At 70.1% G+C, this 19572-nt stretch carries 19 protein-coding genes; 2 read left to right on the top strand and 17 right to left on the bottom strand.

What is annotated here, in order from left to right:
* Positions 1-958 precede the first annotated feature (958 nt).
* From EG812_RS06535 to glyA, 13 genes are all read right to left on the bottom strand, one after another.
* Complete coding sequence (locus EG812_RS06535) at positions 959-1417, bottom strand: DUF2550 domain-containing protein (RefSeq protein WP_013735632.1); 459 nt, start codon at positions 1415-1417, stop codon at positions 959-961.
* A 12-nt stretch (positions 1418-1429) separates the two neighbouring features.
* A complete protein-coding gene (locus EG812_RS06540; RefSeq protein WP_013735633.1) occupies positions 1430-1714 on the bottom strand; it encodes a F0F1 ATP synthase subunit epsilon in 285 nt (94 codons plus the stop codon).
* 87 nt (positions 1715-1801) lie between these two features.
* Complete coding sequence (locus EG812_RS06545) at positions 1802-2956, bottom strand: LCP family protein (protein ID WP_013735634.1); 1155 nt, start codon at positions 2954-2956, stop codon at positions 1802-1804.
* A 228-nt stretch (positions 2957-3184) separates the two neighbouring features.
* Entirely contained in the window at positions 3185-4621 is a 1437-nt protein-coding gene (gene atpD / locus EG812_RS06550) for a F0F1 ATP synthase subunit beta (RefSeq protein ID WP_013735635.1), read from the bottom strand.
* Positions 4621-5559 (bottom strand): F0F1 ATP synthase subunit gamma, encoded by a 939-nt coding sequence (locus tag EG812_RS06555; protein WP_043721794.1) that lies wholly within the window; start codon positions 5557-5559, stop codon positions 4621-4623. Before EG812_RS06555 ends, atpD begins: the two co-directional genes overlap by 1 nt.
* A gap of 9 nt (positions 5560-5568) precedes the next feature.
* On the bottom strand, positions 5569-7215 hold the full coding sequence (gene atpA / locus EG812_RS06560) for a F0F1 ATP synthase subunit alpha (protein ID WP_013735637.1): 1647 nt from the start codon (positions 7213-7215) through the stop codon (positions 5569-5571).
* A 93-nt stretch (positions 7216-7308) separates the two neighbouring features.
* Positions 7309-8130 (bottom strand): F0F1 ATP synthase subunit delta, encoded by an 822-nt coding sequence (locus EG812_RS06565; protein WP_013735638.1) that lies wholly within the window; start codon positions 8128-8130, stop codon positions 7309-7311.
* The gene (locus EG812_RS06570) at positions 8130-8660 is read right to left on the bottom strand and encodes a F0F1 ATP synthase subunit B (protein ID WP_013735639.1); all 531 of its coding nucleotides are present in this window, start codon (positions 8658-8660) and stop codon (positions 8130-8132) included. The genes EG812_RS06565 and EG812_RS06570 overlap by 1 nt, the downstream gene beginning before the upstream one ends.
* 31 nt (positions 8661-8691) lie before the next feature.
* A complete protein-coding gene (atpE, locus tag EG812_RS06575) occupies positions 8692-8913 on the bottom strand; it encodes an ATP synthase F0 subunit C (RefSeq protein WP_013735640.1) in 222 nt (73 codons plus the stop codon).
* A gap of 95 nt (positions 8914-9008) precedes the next feature.
* Positions 9009-9830 carry a F0F1 ATP synthase subunit A gene (gene atpB / locus EG812_RS06580; RefSeq protein ID WP_081476197.1) on the bottom strand — a complete coding sequence of 274 codons (822 nt, stop codon included), beginning with the start codon at positions 9828-9830 and terminating at the stop codon, positions 9009-9011.
* Entirely contained in the window at positions 9831-10052 is a 222-nt protein-coding gene (locus tag EG812_RS06585) for a hypothetical protein (protein ID WP_013735642.1), read from the bottom strand.
* A 167-nt stretch (positions 10053-10219) separates the two neighbouring features.
* Positions 10220-10690, bottom strand: coding sequence for a hypothetical protein (locus EG812_RS06590; protein WP_013735643.1), 471 nt, complete (start codon positions 10688-10690; stop codon positions 10220-10222).
* Entirely contained in the window at positions 10687-11973 is a 1287-nt protein-coding gene (gene glyA, locus EG812_RS06595) for a serine hydroxymethyltransferase (protein ID WP_013735644.1), read from the bottom strand. Before glyA ends, EG812_RS06590 begins: the two co-directional genes overlap by 4 nt.
* Before the next feature lie 35 nt (positions 11974-12008).
* On the opposite strand from glyA, the gene EG812_RS06600 reads away from it, so the two are divergent.
* Positions 12009-13466, top strand: a complete 1458-nt coding sequence (locus EG812_RS06600; RefSeq protein WP_126711137.1) for an SDR family oxidoreductase — start codon at positions 12009-12011, stop codon at positions 13464-13466.
* A gap of 64 nt (positions 13467-13530) precedes the next feature.
* On the opposite strand, the gene EG812_RS06605 is transcribed toward EG812_RS06600, so the two are convergent.
* From EG812_RS06605 to prmC, 4 genes are all read right to left on the bottom strand, one after another.
* Positions 13531-15642 carry a transglycosylase domain-containing protein gene (locus tag EG812_RS06605; protein ID WP_013735646.1) on the bottom strand — a complete coding sequence of 704 codons (2112 nt, stop codon included), beginning with the start codon at positions 15640-15642 and terminating at the stop codon, positions 13531-13533.
* A 95-nt stretch (positions 15643-15737) separates the two neighbouring features.
* Positions 15738-16349: an arsenate reductase/protein-tyrosine-phosphatase family protein gene (locus EG812_RS06610; protein ID WP_013735647.1), complete on the bottom strand. Its 612-nt coding sequence runs from the start codon at positions 16347-16349 to the stop codon at positions 15738-15740.
* Complete coding sequence (locus EG812_RS06615; RefSeq protein WP_013735648.1) at positions 16350-16994, bottom strand: L-threonylcarbamoyladenylate synthase; 645 nt, start codon at positions 16992-16994, stop codon at positions 16350-16352.
* Positions 16994-17947 carry a peptide chain release factor N(5)-glutamine methyltransferase gene (prmC, locus tag EG812_RS06620; RefSeq protein ID WP_169804623.1) on the bottom strand — a complete coding sequence of 318 codons (954 nt, stop codon included), beginning with the start codon at positions 17945-17947 and terminating at the stop codon, positions 16994-16996. The genes EG812_RS06615 and prmC overlap by 1 nt, the downstream gene beginning before the upstream one ends.
* Before the next feature lie 70 nt (positions 17948-18017).
* On the opposite strand from prmC, the gene EG812_RS06625 reads away from it, so the two are divergent.
* Positions 18018-19568, top strand: a complete 1551-nt coding sequence (locus EG812_RS06625) for a GGDEF domain-containing protein (protein ID WP_013735650.1) — start codon at positions 18018-18020, stop codon at positions 19566-19568.
* The last annotated feature ends 4 nt before the right edge of the window (positions 19569-19572 follow it).

Raw genomic sequence — 19572 nt, forward strand, 5'->3', positions numbered from 1 at the left:
GACCAGCAACACCCAGCATGCTCTTACGGAAGATCGAGTTCATGAGGAAAGCTCCATTCGGGGGTAGACACACACCACGGGGGACGGGTGCATGCAAACGCCGTCAGGCGCTGAAAGAACAAGGGGGGAGGTTCACCGGCTCACACGCGGGGCCGGGACCCATCGCGGGGCCCCGGGGGGACACCTTCGCGGCGCCGGGACCATGTACAACGACCGACCACCCACCATCATTCCCGGGGGCCGGGCCAACCGCGAAGCCATCTGGCCTGCTCCGGGGGGCCTTCATCGGCCGGTCAGACATGCACAACGACCCGCCGGCCACCACCATTCCCGAGGGCTGACCATCTACCTCCCGGAGGTCGGCCCACTCACGGAGCCATCCGCTCGGCACCGCAGCCTTCGTCAGCCGGTCAGGTACGTCCAACGACCCGCTGGCCGCCATCACTCCCCGGACGCCCGCACGCCAGACCGGGACATACCACGCACCGCCCGCGGCGGCGACGGCGGGCACGCACCGTTTCGCCGAAACGGCGGGGTCCAGCGCGGTGGGATACCGCCATCTCGCCGTAACGGTGTCGATCATCGCGCGCCGGGCACACCCCCACGGCCATCGCTGCGCCAACTTCAGCGCCAAACACCCCAAGACGGGCAAAGTAACAAACAAATCCCGCCCGAGGTCCGGACAGCCCAACGCCAGGACAGTCCAAGGCCAGGACGACCCGACGCCAAGACGACTCAAGGCCAAGACAGCCCAAGGCCAAGACAGCCCAAGGCCAAGACGACCCAAGGCCAGGACAGCACGACAGCTGACGGCCGCGCGGGCGGTCGATCGAGGTCAGGCGACGAGCCGGCCTGCCGACGGGCCAAACGCGGCACACCGTCCACAGGTAGCCAGAACAAACAGGCTAAGTCCACCCCGTGGCCAGACTGCGCCCGACGGCCCTTCAGGCAGTCCAGGTCAGGCGGCGGGCCAGTCCTGCTGAGGGGCCAGACGTGGCGAGACCGCCCCCGGAGGAGCGGCCTCGAGCCAGGAAAGGAATCCGGTGAGGGTGGATCGTGCCATGGCGATCTCGACCGGAGCGTGTCGACTCGTACAGCGGAGAATGACCCAGTCCGCCGGCATGGCCAGTCGTTCCTGGCCCTCCGGCAACCGCCGTCGCTCCACGCTCAGCCCGTCGCGGGAGAGCACCCGCTTGGGGCGTACTGCGAAACTGACCATCCGGTACCAGCGGAGTTCGTCGCCGACGAACCTGCCGAAGCCGGGCGACCAGCCGCGGCCGTCGAGCATGGTGGAGGTCCGGACGCTGAGCCGGATGATGCCTCCGCTTCTGGTGACCACTGCCCGCCGGATGAAGAGGAACAGAATCGCGCCGACAATCACGGCGAAGCCGATTCCGATCCCTTCCACGATCTCCATCGGCGGGTCGGCTCAGTTACCCGAAGCGGCGGAGGCCGGGGTGGCGCTCTCGGCGAGCACGGTGACGCCCTGCCCGCTCACGGAGAGGAAGCCGCCGGACACCTCGTAGGCGACCTGCTCGCCACCGGGGAGCTTGATGCGTACCTGGCCGGGCTCGGCGAGCTGGCCGAGCAGAGGCGCGTGCCCCGGCAGCACACCCAGCTCACCTTCGGTCGTCCGGGCCATGACCATCTCGGCCTTGCCGGACCAGACCTTCTCCTCTACGGCCACGAGCTGGACGTTGAGCTGCTCTGCCACGCTGTCTCCTTGCTGAGGCGGATTGGGGAAAGTCTAGTAGCGTCCCGGAGTTGTTCTTCACGCGGGTACCGAGAGCTGCACCACTCCTCAGCCCTTGTTGACCAGCTTGGGATGTTCGAGCAGGAACGGATCGAGCAGTTCACGCTCCAGCGCGACGAAGAAGTCGTCCACCTCGGGCTCGAAACGCTCGCCGACGTAGCCACCCCTGTTGTTGAAGATGCCTCCACCCGGCAGCTTGATCATCTGGATGTTGCCGGGCCGGATGTCCTTGAGCGCCAACGCGAAGTCGACCACGCTGTGCCCCCGACCGCTGAAGATCAGCGACTCACCGGCCGCCCGCAGCACCCGGTCCAGCTTGACCGGGTTGGTCACCACGTCGGCGCTGAACGCCTGGCCGGCCATCGCCTTGACGAACTGCTGCTGGTGCCGCTGCCGGCCGTAGTCGCCGTCCGGCACGCCGTTCTCCGGGTACCGCTGACGGACGTAGTCCAGCGCCTGCCAGCCGCTCAGGTGCTGCTTGCCCTTCGGGTAGACCGCCTGCGGCCCGATGTAGCCCTCGCCGTTGGGGTTGCCCTTACGGTGCTTGCCGTTCGGCTCGCGGTGCTCGGAGCGGACCTCCCGCTCGATGTTCATGGTGACGCCGCCCATGGCGTCGACGATCTTCTGGAAGCCGGAGAAGTTGATGATCGCTCCGGCGTCGAAGCGCTTGATCCCGGTCACGTTCTGCACGGTGGTGGCGAGCAGTTCGAAGCCACGCGCCGCATCCGGCTTGCCGCCTCCGGGCACCCGGCTGCCGAAGGACATCGCGTCGTTCAGCTTGGACGTGCTGCCGTTGAAGCCCGCCTTGGGGTACGCCGGGATCTCGACGTAGAGGTCGCGGGGCAGCGAGAAGAGGTACGCCCGGTCCAGTTCCTTCGGCACGTGCAGGACCATGATCGCATCGGCCAGCGGTGCGGTCCTGTCGTTTCGCGGGTCGATGCCGACCAGCAGGATGTTGAGCGGCCCCTTGATGTCGCTCTTGCGTTCGCTGGCACCGGCCGCCTGGTCGCCGAAGAGGTCGGCCTTGCCGATGGCACCCTCGTAGCGGGCCATCAACGCCTCGGCACCCACAAGGGACGTGCCACTGAGCATCATCAGCACCACGCCGAAGATGGTGCAGAACCTGGCCCAGACCGGGACACCGCGCCAGATCGACGGTCGCCCACCACGCTTGCCGCGTCTGCCGGCCTTACCCACGAGCATCTCCGTTCGTCGCGTCCCCGCAGGGGATACGGGTCCGCACATCCGAATGGTTGAACACAGTCACCGCTCATCGGCGCATGAGCGTGGAGTAGACGGTATCTCGCGGAGGTCGTGATCGCCGACCACGGAAAACCGGGCAGCGGCGATGGTACGTGCCAAAGATGAACGAAAGGCCGCCCCGGGGTTAACCGGGACGGCCTGTCTCGTTCATGCGATCTGACCGAAGGGTCAGCCCTTCATCAGCTCGGCGGCCTTCTTCTCCAGGTCGTCGAGCCCACCGCACATGAAGAACGCCTGCTCGGGGAAGTGGTCGTACTCGCCCTCGCTGATCTTCCGGAACGCCTCGATGGTCTCCTTGATCGGGACCGTCGAGCCCGGCACGCCGGTGAACTGCTCCGCCGCGTAGGTGTTCTGCGACAGGAAGCGCTCGATCCGCCGGGCCCGCTGGACCGTGATCTTGTCTTCCTCGGAGAGCTCCTCGATGCCGAGGATGGCGATGATGTCCTGCAGGTCCTTGTACCGCTGGAGGATCCGCTTGACCTCGCTGGCCACCTGGAAGTGCTCCTGGCCGACGAACTCGGGCGCGAGGATCCGCGACGAGGACGCCAGCGGGTCCACCGCCGGGTAGATGCCCTTGTCGGAGATCGACCGCTCAAGGTTGGTGGTCGCGTCCAGGTGGGCGAAGGTGGTCGCCGGGGCGGGGTCGGTGTAGTCGTCCGCCGGCACGTAGATCGCCTGCATCGAGGTGATGGCCTGGCCCCGGACGGAGGTGATCCGCTCCTGGAGCTCGCCCATCTCGTCGGCCAGGGTCGGCTGGTAACCCACCGCGCTGGGCATCCGGCCCAGCAGGGTGGAGACCTCGGAGCCGGCCTGGGTGAAGCGGAAGATGTTGTCGATGAAGAGCAGCACCTCCTGCTTCTTCACGTCCCGGAAGTACTCTGCCATGGTCAGCGCGGACAGAGCGACCCGCAGCCGGGTGCCCGGCGGCTCGTCCATCTGGCCGTAGACCAGCGCGGTCTTGTCGATGACGCCGGAGTCGGTCATCTCGTGGATGAGGTCGTTGCCCTCACGGGTGCGCTCACCCACGCCGGCGAAGACCGAGGTACCACCGAAGTTACGGGCAACTCGGGTGATCATCTCCTGGATGAGCACCGTCTTGCCCACGCCGGCACCGCCGAACAGGCCGATCTTGCCACCCTTGACGTACGGGGCGAGCAGGTCGATGACCTTGATGCCGGTCTCCAGCATCTCGGTCTTCGGCTCCAGGTCCGCGAAGGCCGGGGCCTTGCGGTGGATGCCCCAGTGGTCGTCAGCCTGGATGGTCTCGCCCTCGGTGAGGTTGAGGCACTCGCCGATCGCGTTGAAGACGTGGCCCTTGACCGCGTCGCCGACCGGCACCCGGATCGGGAAGCCGGTGTCGCTCACCTCGGCACCCCGGACCAGACCGTCGGTGGGCTGCATCGAGATCGCGCGGACCAGGTTGTCACCCAGGTGCTGGGCGACCTCCAGGGTCAGCGTCTTCTCGCCGCCGGAGAGGGTCACGTTCACGTGCAGGGCGTTGAACAGGTCCGGCATGGCGTCGCGCGGGAACTCGGCGTCGACGACCGGGCCAATGACCCGGACCACGCGACCGGTGGCCGTCTTGGTCTCTACTGGGGCAGTCATCACACTTCACTTCCCGACGCGGCCAGCGCGTTAGCGCCGCCGACGATCTCACTGATCTCCTGGGTGATCCCGGCCTGGCGGGCCGAGTTCATCTCACGCGTGTACTTGTCGATCATCTCTTCGGCGTTGTCGGTGGCACTCTTCATCGCCCGCCGACGGGCCGCCGACTCGCTGGCCGCCGACTCCAGCAACGCCGCGTAGATCCGCGTGTTGATGTACTTCGGCAGCAACGCGTCGAGCAGTGCCTCCGGGTCCGGTTCGAAGTCGTAGTCCGGCAGTACGCCGGGCGCCGCCTCCGAGCGGGGCCGCTCCTCGACCTGGAGCGGGCCGATGATCCGGGTGACCGGGTTCTGGGTCATCAACGACTTGAACTCGGTGTAGACGATGTGCAACTCGTCCACCCCGCGTACGCCGTCGGGACCCGGGCCGCCGTCCTCGTCGTCCGCACCGGCGACGAACGCCTTGATCAGCGTCTCACCGACCTCGCGGGCGTCGGCGAAGGACGGCTGCTCCGAGAAGCCCGTCCAGTTGGCCTCGATCGGCCGGTTGCGGAAGCGGTAGAACGAGACACCCTTGCGACCGATGACGTAGAGCACCGGCTCCTTGCCGTCGGCCTGCAACCGGGCGATCAGCGACTCCGCCGTCCGGATGGCGTTGGAGCTGTAACCGCCGGCCAGACCCCGGTCGGCGGTTACCAGCAGCACGCCCGCCCGCCGCACCCGCTCGCGCGGGGTCAGCATCGGGTGGTCGATCCGCGCGTTGGACGCCAGCGCCGTGAGCACGCCGGTGATGGCGCGGGCGTACGGCAGGGACGCCTCCACCCGGGCCTGGGCCTTGGCGATCCGGCTCGTCGCCACGAGCTCCATCGCCTTGGTGATCTTCTTCATCCCCTTCGCCGAGCGAATGCGTTGACGAAGAACACGTACCTGCGCCGCCATGGCCCGACCCTAACGCTTCTCGGCCGGAGCACCGCCGCTGTAGCGGGTGACCGTCTCGTGCTCGGACTCGCCCTCCAGCGGCTCCGCCGGCGCCTCGTTGACCGTGCGCTCGTCCTCGCGGCCGAGGAAGCCCTTCTTGAACTCCGTCACCGCAGCGTCGAGGGCGGCGATGATCTCGTCGTCCCACTTGTTGTCGGCGATCGCCTGGAGCGTGGCGTTGTGCTTGCGCCGCAGGTACTCCAGGAACTGGGTCTCGAAGCGCCGCACGTCACCGACCGGGATGTCGTCCAGCTTGCCCTCGGTACCGGCCCAGACCGAGACGACCTCGTCCTGCACCGGGTACGGCGAGTAGTTCGGCTGCTTGAGCAGCTCGACCAGACGGGCACCACGGTCCAGCTGAGCGCGGGAGGCCTTGTCCAGGTCCGAGGCGAAGGCCGCGAAGGCCTCCAGCTCACGGAACTGGGCGAGGTTCAGCCGCAGCGAACCGGAGACCTTCTTCATCGGCTTCATCTGCGCGGCGCCACCGACCCGGGAGACCGAGGTACCGACGTTGATGGCCGGCCGGACGCCCTGGTTGAACAGGTCGGTCTCCAGGAAGATCTGGCCGTCGGTGATCGAGATGACGTTGGTCGGGATGAAGGCCGAGATGTCGTTGGCCTTCGTCTCGATGATCGGCAGGCCGGTCATCGAGCCGCCGCCCATCTCGTCGGAGAGCTTCGCGCAGCGCTCCAGCAGCCGCGAGTGCAGGTAGAAGACGTCACCCGGGTACGCCTCACGGCCCGGCGGGCGACGCAGCAGCAGCGACACGGCCCGGTACGCCTCGGCCTGCTTGCTCAGGTCGTCGAAGACGATCAGAACGTGCTTGCCGCCGTACATCCAGTGCTGCCCGATGGACGAGCCGGTGTACGGAGCGAGGTACTTGAAGCCCGCCGGGTCGGACGCCGGGGAGGCGACGATGGTGGTGTACTCCATCGCGCCCGCCTCCTCCAGCTGCCCCTTGATGGAGGCGATGGTGGAGGCCTTCTGGCCGATGGCGACGTAGATGCAGCGGACCTGCTTCTTCGGGTCGCCGGTGGCCCAGTTCTCGCGCTGGTTGAGGATGGTGTCCAGGGCGACCGTGGTCTTGCCGGTCTTCCGGTCGCCGATGATCAGCTGCCGCTGGCCCCGACCGATCGGGGTCATCGCGTCGATGGCCTTGATGCCGGTCTGCATCGGCTCGAAGACGGACTGCCGGGCCATCACGTTCGGAGCCTGGAGCTCCAACTCGCGGTAGCCCTCGTCGGCGATCTCGCCGAGGCCGTCGATCGGCTGGCCGAGCGCGTTGACCACGCGGCCGAGGAAGGCGTCGCCGACCGGCACGGACAGCACCCGGCCGGTGCGCTTGACGCGCTGCCCCTCCTCAAGCCCGGAGTAGTCGCCGAGGACGACGACACCGATCTCCCGGACGTCGAGGTTCAGCGCCACGCCGAGCGTGCCGTCCTCGAACTCCAGCAGCTCGTTGGTCATGGTCGAGGGCAGGCCCTCGACGTGGGCGATGCCGTCGCCGGTGTCGGCGACGGTGCCGACCTCCTCACGGGAGACGTCGGGCGAGTAGGAGGAGACGTAGCGCTCAAGCGCGCCGCGGATCTCCTCCGTCGAGATGGTCAGCTCGGCCATCCTCTGCTTCCTTAAGTATCAGGGGCCCGGGATACCTAGTACCGACCGGTCCTCGGGTCGACTGTCGTTTCCGGGCGCTTCGCGGGGTGCTGGTCAGCGCTTCGCGAGCGCGTTACGGGTCTCGTTGAGGCGGCGCAGGATCGTCCCGTCGTACAGGTCCGAACCCACCCGGACGCTCGCTCCACCGAGGATCGCCGGGTCAACCGTAAGCTTCACGGCGACCGCGCGACCGTAGATGGCCGCGAGCCGGTCACTCAGCCGACGTTCCTCGTCCTCGCTGAGGGGTGCCGCGACGGTCACGTACGCGACCTGCCGGTCCCGCCGTTCCGCCGCCAACTCCACCAGCCGGGACAGCGCGGTGGAGAACGACCGGCCGCCGAAGCCGGCCAGGGCCGCCTCGACCAGTCGCACCGTCGCCGGGCGGGCCTTGCCCGTCAGGAGCATCCCGACCAGCTCGGCCCGTTGCGCCACCGGCGCGTTCGGGTCGGACAGGGCGTTGGACAGCTGCGGGTCCGCGGCGACCACCTGGCCGAAGCGGAACAGCTCGTCCTCGACCTCGCCCAGTTCGTCGGCCCGGTCGGCACTGCCCAGCAGGGCCTGCACGCCGAGGCGCTCGGCACCGTCGAGCAGCTCCGACGGCGCCGACCACCGGCCGGCGACAAGCGTGCCGAGCAGGTCGAGCGTGTCCGCGCCGACCTTGCCGGAGAGCACCGAGGTCAGCAGCCCGGTCCGATCCGCACCGGCACGGGCCGGGTCGGACAGTGCCCGGCGCAGCCGAACCTCCCGCCGCAGCAGGTCCGCCACGGCGAGCAGTTCGGCACCGGTGGCGGCGACCGCCGACGGCTCGGCGCGGGAGATGTACTCCTCCAACCGCGCCAGGGCGGTGGCGTAGGACTCCCGGCTGGCGGCCTGCATCAGCGGGCCCCCGCGCTCTCGAGGTCGGTGAGGAACCGCTCGACGGTGCCCTTGCGTCGGGCCTCGTCAGCGAGCGACTCGCCCACGATCCGGCTGGCCAGGTCGACCGCGAGGCCGCCGACCTCAGCGCGCAGCTCGCGCACGATGGTCTGCCGCTCCACGGCCAGCGACTCCCGGCCGGCGGCGATGATCCGGTCCGACTCTTCCCGGGCCTTGGCCAGGATTTCGGTACGGATCGACTCGGCGTCGGCGCGGGCGTCGTCCCGGATCTGCGCCGCCTCGGTACGCACCTCGGCGAGCTGGGCCCGGTACTGCTCCAGCAGCTGGTTCGCCTCGGCCTGAGCAGCCTCGGCACGCTTGAGGCCGCCCTCGATCGCGTCGACCCGCGCCTGGTACATCGTCTCCATGCGCGGCAGCACGAACTTCATCAGGACGAAGCAGAGCAGGGCGAACGCGATCGACCCGACGACAAGCTCCTGCCAGATCGGCACGAGCGGGTGGTGCTCCACGCCTTCAGCGGCGAGATTCATGTCAGACCTCCGGGTCGCGTCGGGCGAGGTGTCAGACTGCGAACGCGAGCACCAGGCCGAACAGGGCGAGCGCCTCGACCAGCGCGAAGCCCAGGACCAGCCAGGTGCGGTTGTAGCCGGCGGACTCCGGCTGGCGGGCGCTGGCCTGGATGTAGGCCGCGAAGACCAGGGCGACACCGATGCCGGGGCCGATGGCGGCGAGACCGTAACCGATGGTGTTGACGCTGCCCTCGATGGCGGCAATAACGTCCATTGCTGGTATTCCTCCTAGTAGACGCGTGATCCCTCACGCGTACGCGGTCGTACCGGAAGCTCTGGTCGGGCCGGGCGGCCCGCCGAAGTCTGTGGTCAGTGCTCGTCGGCGAGCGAGCTGCCGATGTAGTTGGCGGTCAGGGTGACGAAGACGTATGCCTGCAACAGCGCGACCAGCACCTCGAAGAAGGCCATCAGGATGGCCATCAGGAAGGCGGCGATCGACGAGACCTGGATGAACAGGTTGTCCGAGGCGAGCATCACGAAGCCGCCGACGGTGAACACCAGCAGGATCAGGTGGCCGGCGAACATGTTGGCGAAGAGTCGCACTGCCAGGGTGACCGGCCGGTTGATGAAGTTCTGCAGGAACTCGATCGGGATCAGCAGGAAGTGCATCGGCCACGGCACGCCCGGGATGATCAGGGTCTGCTTGAGGTAGCTACCCAGACCGTGCTTACGGACGCCGATGTAGAGGTACATCACGTAGGTGATCACAGCGAGCACGATCGGGAAGGCGATGTGCGAGTTCGGCGAGATCTGCAACCCAGGGACGATGCCGAAGAGGTTGGTCACCACGATGAAGCAGAACAACACCGTGAAGTAGGGCGCGAACCGGATGCCGTCCTTGCCCATCTGCTCGCGGGCGATGTTGTCCCGGACCAGGCCGTAGACGGACTCGGCCATCCACTGACCCTTGCTCGGCACGAGCTTCGGGTTCCGGTAGGTGGCCATGAAGAAGATGATCAGAAGCCCGACGGCCAGCCAGATCATCAGCGTGAACTTCGTGACCCACGGACCGGCGAGATCCGGCGGGTAGAAGTCTCCGACGCTGGGGGGCCAGGGAAGGCCCTCTGCGGCGACAAGCTGTCCGCTCACCGTGTCATCCTCCGCACTCGACAGACCCGCGCGTGCCGGCACTCAGGCACTGAGCCTCTTCATGATCAGGTAGATCGCTCCGGCTGCGCCGAGCATCATGCCAACGGCGATCCCGATGCCGGTCGGCAGTCCGAGGAATTCCCCCGCCAACCAGCCGAGGAATCCCCACACCACGATGCCGGCGAGCAGGTAACCAACGACGGATCCGGCTGCGCCTTCCGACGAGTGTTCGTCGGAGCTTTTGCGGTGAGGGTTGTCGGCCATGACGTGGCGAACACTATCAGCCGGGAGTTTCACGAGTGTGCGGCACCCCCCACACTGCGAGCAGCGTGCGGGCGTTGGGAGCCGGCGGGTCGAGCCTCGGGTAAGAGTACTCCTGTCCGGCCACCGGAACAGGACCACGAAACGCCCGGAGAGAACCAACCGTACGGTCAGTGGTCGACCGAACGGTCCACGGTGGGCAGCGGGGTGCGCAGCGCCCAGGTCAGGTGAGCCCCGGTCCATACCACCACGGCCGCGATGATGGCCACGCCCATATCCGGCAGTCCGGGCCAACCGGTGGCCGCGACCGCCGCCATCGCCACGCCCAGAATCACGATCTTCGTGGCGTACGTGATCAAGCCCACTGACATGATCAGCTTCGGGTGCACCGCGTCGGCCCAGGCCACCGAGAAGCTGGAGATCAGATAGCTGACGATCACCAGGGCGATGCCGGCGGCCACTCCGGCCGCGCTGGTCGGCCCGCGCAGCCAGGCCGCGACGGGCACCGCGACCACCGCCAGCGCGGCGCAGGCGAGCAGCGGCAGGCGCAGGTGCGGCAGCCGGGCCCGGATCGCACCCGGCTCCCCCGCCCGCGGCGCGGTCGTCGACAGGCCGGGCTCACCGGCACGCGGCGCGGTCATCGGGCGTACGCCGGGTGATCGGCGACCAGCTCGGCCACGTCGGCGGCGACCCCGGCCAGTACGTCCGCCCCGCCCGGAGCCGACGGATCAGCGCGTACCGCTCGGGCAATCAACTCCGCTACCTGCCGCATCTGTGGTTCGGTCATGCCCTGGGTGGTGACGCACGGGGTGCCCACCCGGATACCGGAGGCGACCATCGGCTTGTGCGGGTCGTACGGAATGGCGTTCTTGTTCAGCGTGATGGTCGCCGCGTCGCACCGCGCCTCGGCCTCGGCCCCGGTCACCCCGGTCTCCTGGAGGTCGATCAGCGCCAGGTGGGTGTCGGTGCCGCCGGAGACCGGGCGCATGCCCTCGGCGGCCAGCCCGTCGGCCAGCGCCTGAGCGTTTGCCACCACCTGGGCGGCGTAGCGCCGGTACTCCGGCTGGGCCGCCTCGTGCAGGGCGACCGCCTTGGCCGCGACGGCGTGCATCAGCGGGCCGCCCTGGGTGAACGGGAAGACCGCCTTGTCGATCCGCTCGGCCAGCGACTCCCGACAGAGGATCATGCCGCCGCGCGGTCCACGCAGCACCTTGTGCGTGGTGGCGCAGACCACGTCGGCGTACGGCACCGGTGAGGGCACGGCCTGCCCGGCGACCAGCCCGATGAAGTGCGCCGCGTCCACCATCAGGTACGCCCCGACCTCGTCGGCGATCTCCCGGAACAGCGCGAAGTCGATCAGTCGGGGGTACGCCGTCGCGCCACAGATGATCATCTTGGGCCGGTGGGTCAGGGCGAGGTCGCGTACCTCGTCGTAGTCGATCAGCTCGGTGTCCCGCCGGACGGTGTAGCCGACCGGTTGGAACCACTTGCCGGAGAAGTTGACCCGGCTGCCGTGGGTCAGGTGCCCACCGTGCGGCAACTCCATCGCCAGCACCGTGTCCCCCGGCTGCACCAGCGCGGCGTACGCGGCCAGGTTGGCGCTCGCCCCCGAGTGCGGCTGGAGGTTGGCGTGCTCGGCGCCGAAGAGGTCCTTCGCCCGGGCGATGCCGATCTCCTCGGCCCGGTCCACCTGGGCGCAACCACCGTAGTAACGCCGTCCCGGATAACCCTCGGCGTACTTGTTGGTCAGCGTGGAGCCCAGCGCGGCCAGCACCGCCGACGAGGTGAGGTTCTCACTGGCGATCAGTTGCAGGCCGGTACGCAGCCGGTCGAGTTCGCCGAGCACCACCTCCGCGATCTCGGGATCGCTGGTGCTCAGTTGCTCGAAATCCGGCCCCCAGAAGGTGCCTGTCGCGGTCTCCACAGCGCAAGAGTCTATTGGGCCGCAGACTGGAAGCCGTGAGATGCCTGGTCACCGGCGCGACAGGTTACATCGGCGGACGTCTGGCGCCCCGCCTGCTGGCACAGGGGTACGACGTGCGCTGCCTGGCCCGACGGGCCGGACGGCTGCGTGACGTGCCCTGGGCCGGGCAGGTCGAGATCGCCGAGGCGGACCTGAGTCGGCCGGAGACCCTGCCTGCGGCGTTCGACGGTGTCGACGTGGCGTACTACCTCGTGCACTCGCTCGGGCAGGCCGGTTTCGAGGCCACCGACCGGCAGGCCGCCACGAACTTCGCCACCGCGGCCCGGACTGCCGGCGTACGCCGGATCGTCTATCTGGGCGGTCCGGAGCCGGCGGCGGACGACCCGGCCACCTCGGCGCACCTGCGCTCGCGCAGCGAGGTGGGGCGGATCCTGCAGGCCAGCGGGGTGCCGACGGTGGTGCTGCGGGCCGCGGTGATCATCGGCTCCGGGTCGGCGTCGTTCGAGATGCTGCGCTACCTGACCGAGCGGCTGCCGGTGATGGTCACCCCCCGCTGGGTGGCCAACCGGATCCAGCCGATCGCGGTCCGCGACGTGCTGCACTACCTGGTCGGCTGCGCGAGCCTGCCGGCCGAGGTCAACCGGGGCTTCGACATCGCCGGCCCCGACGTGCTCACCTTCGGCGAGATGATGCAGCGCTACGCCCGGGTCGCCGGGCTGCCCCGCCGGCTGCTGCTGCCGGTCCGCCCGCTGACTCCGACGCTCTCGTCGTACTGGGTCGGGCTGGTCACCCCGGTACCCAACGCGCTGGCCCGGCCGCTGGTGGCCAGCCTGATCCACGAGGCCGTCGCGCACGAGCACGACATCGCGGCGTACCTGCCGGACCCGCCGGGCGGGTTGACCGGCTTCGACGAGGCCGTCGAACTGGCCCTGGCCAAGGTCCGCGACGCCCAGGTGGAGACCTGCTGGTCCACGGCAGCCGGACCGAACGCACCTGCCGAGCCGTTGCCCAGCGACCCCGACTGGAGCGGCGGCACCGCCTACACCGACGTACGGGAACGGCCGGTGGCCGCCTCACCGGAGGCGCTGTGGCAGGTCATCGAAGGCGTCGGTGGCGAGCACGGCTGGTACTCGTTCCCGCTGGCCTGGTCGGTACGCGGCTGGCTGGACAAGCTGGTCGGCGGGGTGGGACTGCGCCGGGGTCGACGCCACCCGCACCAGCTGCGGGTGGGCGAGGCGCTGGACTTTTGGCGGGTCGAGGAGATCGTGCCGGGCGAGTTGCTGCGGCTGCGCGCCGAGATGCGGCTACCCGGCCGGGCCTGGCTGGAACTGCGGGTGCAACGCGGCGACGACGGTGGCGTCCGCTACCGGCAGCGCGCCGTCTTCCTGCCGCACGGTCTGGCCGGGCACGCCTACTGGGCTGCGGTGGCACCGTTCCACGCCCTGGTCTTCGGCGGTATGGCCCGCAACATCACCGGCCGCGCCGAGCGGTAAGGAAGGGCCCCTTCTTATCGCCTTCTGTAGAGCAGGGGCCCCTTCTTAACAGTCAGGCTCAGGCTCAGTTGCCGGTGCGTTCGCCGGTGACCCGCCAGGCCGTCGTGTCGCTGGGCGGCACGAAATCGCGGACCGGCTGGTCCCGCAGGGCGAAGGCGAGGATCTCCCCCACCGAGTCCACCATCGCCCGCTGCACCGCGTGACCCACCGCGTCCTGGGGATCGTCCGGGTTGGCCGCCATCGCGGCGACCGCCAACTGGGGGGTGAACGCGACCACCGTCTCCGTGGCGTACCGCTCGGAGCTGCCGGTCTTGCCGCCCACCGGCCGATTGAGCTGGCCACGCAGTCGGGTGGCCGTGCCGCCGTCGCAGGTGTGGTACATCGACTGGTCACCGACCGGGCAGCGGGCCGCGTCCACCGCCGCGCGGGACACGTCCACGTCGAGCACCTGCCGGCAGTCCGGTTGCCCGGCGCCGACCCGCCGTCCGGTGGCGTCGGTGATCAAGGTGATCGGGGTGGGGGCGCACCAGATCCCCTCCGCCGCCACCGTGGCGTACGCCCCGGCCAGGTCCAGCGGGGTGGTGGCGGCCACGCCGAGCGTGAACGGCCCCCAGTCACGTGCCCCGTGCCGGGCCAACTGGGCGTCGTCCTGGGCCCGCAGCACGATGCCGAGCCGTTCGGCCATCTCCACCACCCGGTCGGCACCGACCTGCTCGGTCAGCCAGGCGAAGTAGGTGTTGACCGACTGCCCGAAGGCGGTCCACATGTCATGCTCGCCGCTCATCGCCGCGCTGGCGTTCTCCGGGCACCAGTACCCGCCGCAGCTGGTCTCGCCGCTGATCTGGTACCTGGTGAGGATCCGGTCCGGCGCGTCGAACACGGTGTTCAACGGCAGCCCGGCCTCCAGCGCGGCCAACAGCGTGAAGAGCTTGAACGTGGAGCCGCCCTGGTAGCCGACGATCGTGCCGCCGCCGGCGACGAGCTGGTTGACGGTGTTCGGGTGGTTCTTCTGCCCGGACGGGTTCGCCGCCACGCTGTAGGTCCGGTTCACCGACAAGGCCAGCACCCGCCCGGAGCCCGGCTGGACGACCGCGGTCGGCATCGCGTACCGGGCCTGCGCCGAGTAGACCCGGCGCACCTGCTCGGTGGTGGAGCGCTGCACCGCCGGGTCGAGGGTGGAGACGATGGTGAAGCCGCCCCGGCGCAGGGTGCGCTGCCGCTCGTCGACGGTGCTGCCGAACGCCCGCTGGTCGTTCCACCAGCGGGTGAACCAGTCACAGAAGAAACCCCAGTCGTTGTGACCCTCGGGCACCGCCGTGCAGTCGTTCGGGGTCTCGCTCGGGCGCAGGTTCAACGGCTCGGCCTGGGCGCGCTGTGCCACGTCGGGCGGGACCTGGCCGGACTCGACAAGCCGGTCCAGGACGTACCCCCGGCGGGCCGTCGCGCTGTCCGCGTCGCCGTGGATCGGGTCGTCGGTGTGCGGCGAACGCACCAACCCGGCCAGCAGCGCGGCCTGCGCCAGCGTCAACTCGGCCGGCGAGACCGAGAAGTAGCGCTTGCTGGCGGCGGCGATGCCGTACGCGCCGGCACCGAAGTAGGCGATGTTGAGGTACCGGGTCAGGATCTGGTCCTTGGTGAGTTCCCGTTCCAGGGCGAGCGCGTACCGGATCTCCTGGATCTTGCGGGCGGTGCTCACCTCGGTGGCGGCGGCCCGCTGCGCCTCGCTGAGCCGGGGATCGTTGCTCAGCACGTTGCGGACGTACTGCATGGTCAGCGTGGAGGCGCCCTGCCGGGTGGTGCCGTCGCGCCGGTTGACGGTGAAGGCCCGCAGGATGCCGCGCAGGTCGACCCCGCTGTGCTCGTGGAAACGGGCGTCCTCGGCGGCGATGATCGCCTGGCGCATCACCGGCGCCACCTCGTCCAGCGGCACGTCCACCCGGTCCTCCTGGTAGAAGGAGGTGATCAGCGTGGTGCCGTCGTTGGCGTACAGGTTGGACCGCTGGGCGGTCGGCGGCGTACGCAGCGTGTTGGGCAGGTCCGCGTACGGCGCGGAGAGCGCCGAGAGACCGATGCCGTACACCAGCGCGGCGGGCAGCGCCGCCACCGCCAGCGCCAGACCGGCCAGCGCGCCGGCCAACAGGACGGTAAACACTTTCGGCAGCAACGCCCGGGTCATCAGCTCTCCCCGCAGGAGCCGTCAGGACCCTCTCAGAATGGCGCTTTTCACCCCGTACGCCGCCCTTTCCCCCGAATACGGAGGAAATTCACCGATCAGGGCAGCAATGCCGCCGCGAGCGGCTGAACGGTCTCCTCGATCTCGTCCGCCACCCGGGTGAAGCACTGGTCACCACGGCCCCACGGATCGTCGAGGTCGTCGCCGGGCAGCAACGCGCTGCCCTGACGGGCCGCGTGTGCCGCCTCGACAAGCGCCACCCCACGGGCGTGCACCGCCTCCGGCGTCGCCTCGGCGGCCGGCAAGGTCGCCGGATCCAGTGTCGCCAGCATCCGGCCGAACTCGCCAAGCACGAAGGTGCGCGACGCGGCGTCCGGACGCAGCGCCACCACGTACTCCTGCTGGTCGGCGGTGGCGGTCAACACCAGATCCGCCGCGTCGATGTGATCCGAGCGCAGCTTGCGGGCGGCGAACCCGGCGGTGCTGCCGCCCCGGTTGACCACCTGCCGCGCGGCCGGCGGATTCATCTCCTCACCGGCGTGCCAGCCGCCCGTGCCGGCACTGTGACTGTGCAGCACCTCGTCGGCGCGGGCCGGGTCGACGTCGCGCCGGACCAACCGCTCCCGTACGGCGACGACGAGCAGCCGCTCCGCCATCGGCGAGCGGCAGATGTTGCCCATGCAGACGTGCAGGACGGTGAACGGGGGCATCTACGCCACCTGACTCTCGCGCAGCTCCGGAACCACTTCGCGCAGCTTGGCCAGCCCGATGCCGCCCTCCCGGACGAGCACCGGCACGTCACCGGTGAGATCCACGATCGTGCTGGGCACCGGATCCACGGCCGGTCCCGCCTCCAGGTACGCCCGCACCGAGTACCCGAGCTGGTCACGCGCCTCGTCGGCGGTGAGCGCGGGCTGCTGGCCGAACTTGTTCGCCGACGCGACCGCCATCGGGCCCGTCTCGCGCAGCACCTCCAGCGCCACCGGATGCAGCGGCATCCGTACCGCCACCACCCCGCTGTCGTCGCCGAGATCCCAGCGCAGACTCGCCGAGTGCTGCACCAGAATCGTCAACGCGCCCGGCCAGAACGCCTCCACCAGGTCTCGCGCCGCGGTCGGCAGCGAAAAGACCAGGCCGTCGAGGGTGTGCCGGGAACCGATCAGCACCGGCGGCGGCGAGTGCGGGGCATCCTTGGCGTCCAGCAGGGCCCTGACCGCGTACGGGGTGAAGGCGTCCGCGCCGATCCCGTAGACCGTGTCGGTCGGCAGGACCACCAACTCGCCGTTGCGGACCGCCTCGATGGCCGCAGCGATGCCGCGGTCCCGGTCGGCCATTGACCGGCAGTCGTAGAGCATCACGAGGAGTCAGTCTGCCACGTGCCGGCCGGACCGGCTGCCGGGTGGTCCGCACGGCGGGACGCGGTGGCGAACCGGGCCCGCCCGGCAAGATCCCGGTGCGCGCTGATCGCGGTGTAGCGACCGTCCTCGGCAAGCAGCTCGGGCACCGCCGCGCCGTGCGTGTCGTCGTGTTCCACGCCGAGCTGACCGCCCGGCCGCAGCAGCGTCGCCGCCCGCTCGATCACCGGACGGATGACGGTCAGGCCGTCCGCCCCACCGAACACCGCCTCCGCCGGGTCGTGCCCGGCCACCTCCGGCGGTACGGCCACCGCCTGCGGCACGTACGGCGGGTTGCACAGCAGCACGTCGACCTGACCGACCAGCCCGGCCAGCAGGTCGGGGTCGGTGACGTCCGCCTCGACCACCTCGATCGCCCGGTCCCCCGCCGCAGCCCGGTCGGCGGCGTTGCGCCGCAGCCAGGCCAGCGCGGCCGACGAGCGCTCGACCGCGACCACCCGGGCGTCCGGCACCTCCTGGGCCACCGACAGCGCGATCGCCCCGGACCCGCTGCACAGGTCGACCACCAACGGCCGGGGTCGGGCCGCCCGACGGGCCTGTTCGATCCCCCAGCCGGCGAGCAGTTCGGTCTCCGGGCGCGGGACGAAGACACCCGGTCCGACCGCCAGCTCCAGATGCCGGAAGGCCGCGTTACCGGTGAGGTGCTGCAGCGGCTCCCGCCGTGCCCGCCGATCCACAAGCGCTCGGTAACGATCCAGTTGCTCGTCGGTGAAACCGTCGGCGATGGCCAACCGGCCCCGCGGCACCCCGAGCACGTACGCGGCCAGCAGCTCCGCCTCCACCCGGGCCGAGGTCACCCCGGCGGCGAGCAGCTCCCGGGCCGCGACGGCCACCAGCGGAGACGGGCGGTGTCGTCTCGTACCTTCGGACGGGTATTGCGGCTCGGTGGTCACGCCATAATCATGAATCGTCGCGGTGCACGTGCAAAAGCAGGTGCAGCGGCGCACCGACAGGAGGTCGCGGGTGGGCTGGCTCGACCGGGTCGACGACCAGGTTGACGCCCTGAAAAAGGCGCGGGCGCTCCAAGAGGTGAGCCGCTCCACAGAGGCGTACGCGATCCTGGAGCAGGTGCTGCGTACCACAAGCGCTCCCCACGCCCGTGCCGATGCGCTGGTGCAGCGCCTCTCCGCGCTGATCAACCTGGGCCGCACGGCCGAGTACACCCGGGCCATCGAAGAGGCGTCCGCCGCGGTACGCGATCTCGCCGAGCCCTACCTGCACGGGCACCTCAACGCGCTGGCCGCGCTCGCCGCACACCACCAGGGCGCGCTGGACCGCTGCGTCACCCACCTGGTGCGCTCCGCCCGCGCGTTGGGGGCGGTGGACGACCCGGATCGGGACACCGCCTGGGGCTGGCACGACCTGGCCATGGCCTACTCCTACCTGAGCTTCCACGGCTACGCCCTCGGTGCGATCGAACGGGCCCGGCAACTCGGTAACGCCGCCGGCATCCCGGAGGAAACGTTCGCCGCCCCGGGCATCCGGCTGCGCAACGCGGTGGCCCTCGACCACACCGGCGACGGTGACGGCTGCCTGCGGGTGCTGCGGGACATCGCCACCGACCTCGACCGGTTCATCGCCACCGGCACCGCCGACCGGCTGCGCCCCAGCAGCCTCGCCGCCTACGGCTACGCCGGGGCCCGGCGAGCCGCCCTGGGCGACGTCGTCGAGACCGTCCGCGGCGCCGACCCGGCCCGGCTGCTCGGGCACGGGGCGGACAGCGCCCGCGCCCGCGACATGCGCCAACTCGGCCAGGTCTGCCTGGCCATCGCCGACGGCCGCCCGATCGAGGCGGTCACCCGGTTGGGCAGCGTGCAGGTCAGCGCCGAAACCCTCGGTGCCGCCGAGCCGGCCCGGCTGCGCAGCATCGCGCTGGGTCGGGCCGGAGACCACGCGGGCGCGCACCGGGCCGACCGGTTGGCCTTCCGACTCGCCGCCCAGCGTCACGACCGGCTCCGCGACGTCTACATCGACGGCATCGCGGCCCGCATCGACCATGAGGAGATGCGCCGCGAGGCGGCCCGTTTCGAGGGTGAGGCGCTCACCGACCCGCTGACCGGGCTGCCGAACCGCCGCCGGCTGGAGCGCTACATCGCGGCAGTGGTCGCCCGGGGCGAGCGGGTGGTGATCGGCGTCTGCGACCTGGACGGCTTCAAGGCCGTCAACACCCGACACGGGCACCACTCGGGGGACCTGGTCCTCCAGCGGATCGCCGGGGTGATCAACCGGGTGATGCGTCGGGGTGACTTCGTGGCCCGCTACGGCGGCGACGAGTTCGTGGTGGTGCTGCCGGGCGCCGGGATGACCGAGGCCGCCGAGGTGGCCCGGCGCATCGACGCCGCCATCCGCACCGAGGACTGGGAGTCGCTGGTGCCCGGCACCCCGGTCGGGGTCAGCATCGGGTTCTCCGAGGTCGCTCCGGGTGGTCCGGGGCAGCGGGACGCCCTCGGCGCCGCCTTCGAGGCGGCCGACCGGGAGATGCTGCGGGCCAAGGATCGCCCCCGCAGCGCCTGAGTGG

It is taken from the genome of Verrucosispora sp. FIM060022, from assembly GCF_003977705.1.
Lineage (GTDB): Bacteria > Actinomycetota > Actinomycetes > Mycobacteriales > Micromonosporaceae > Micromonospora > Micromonospora gifhornensis.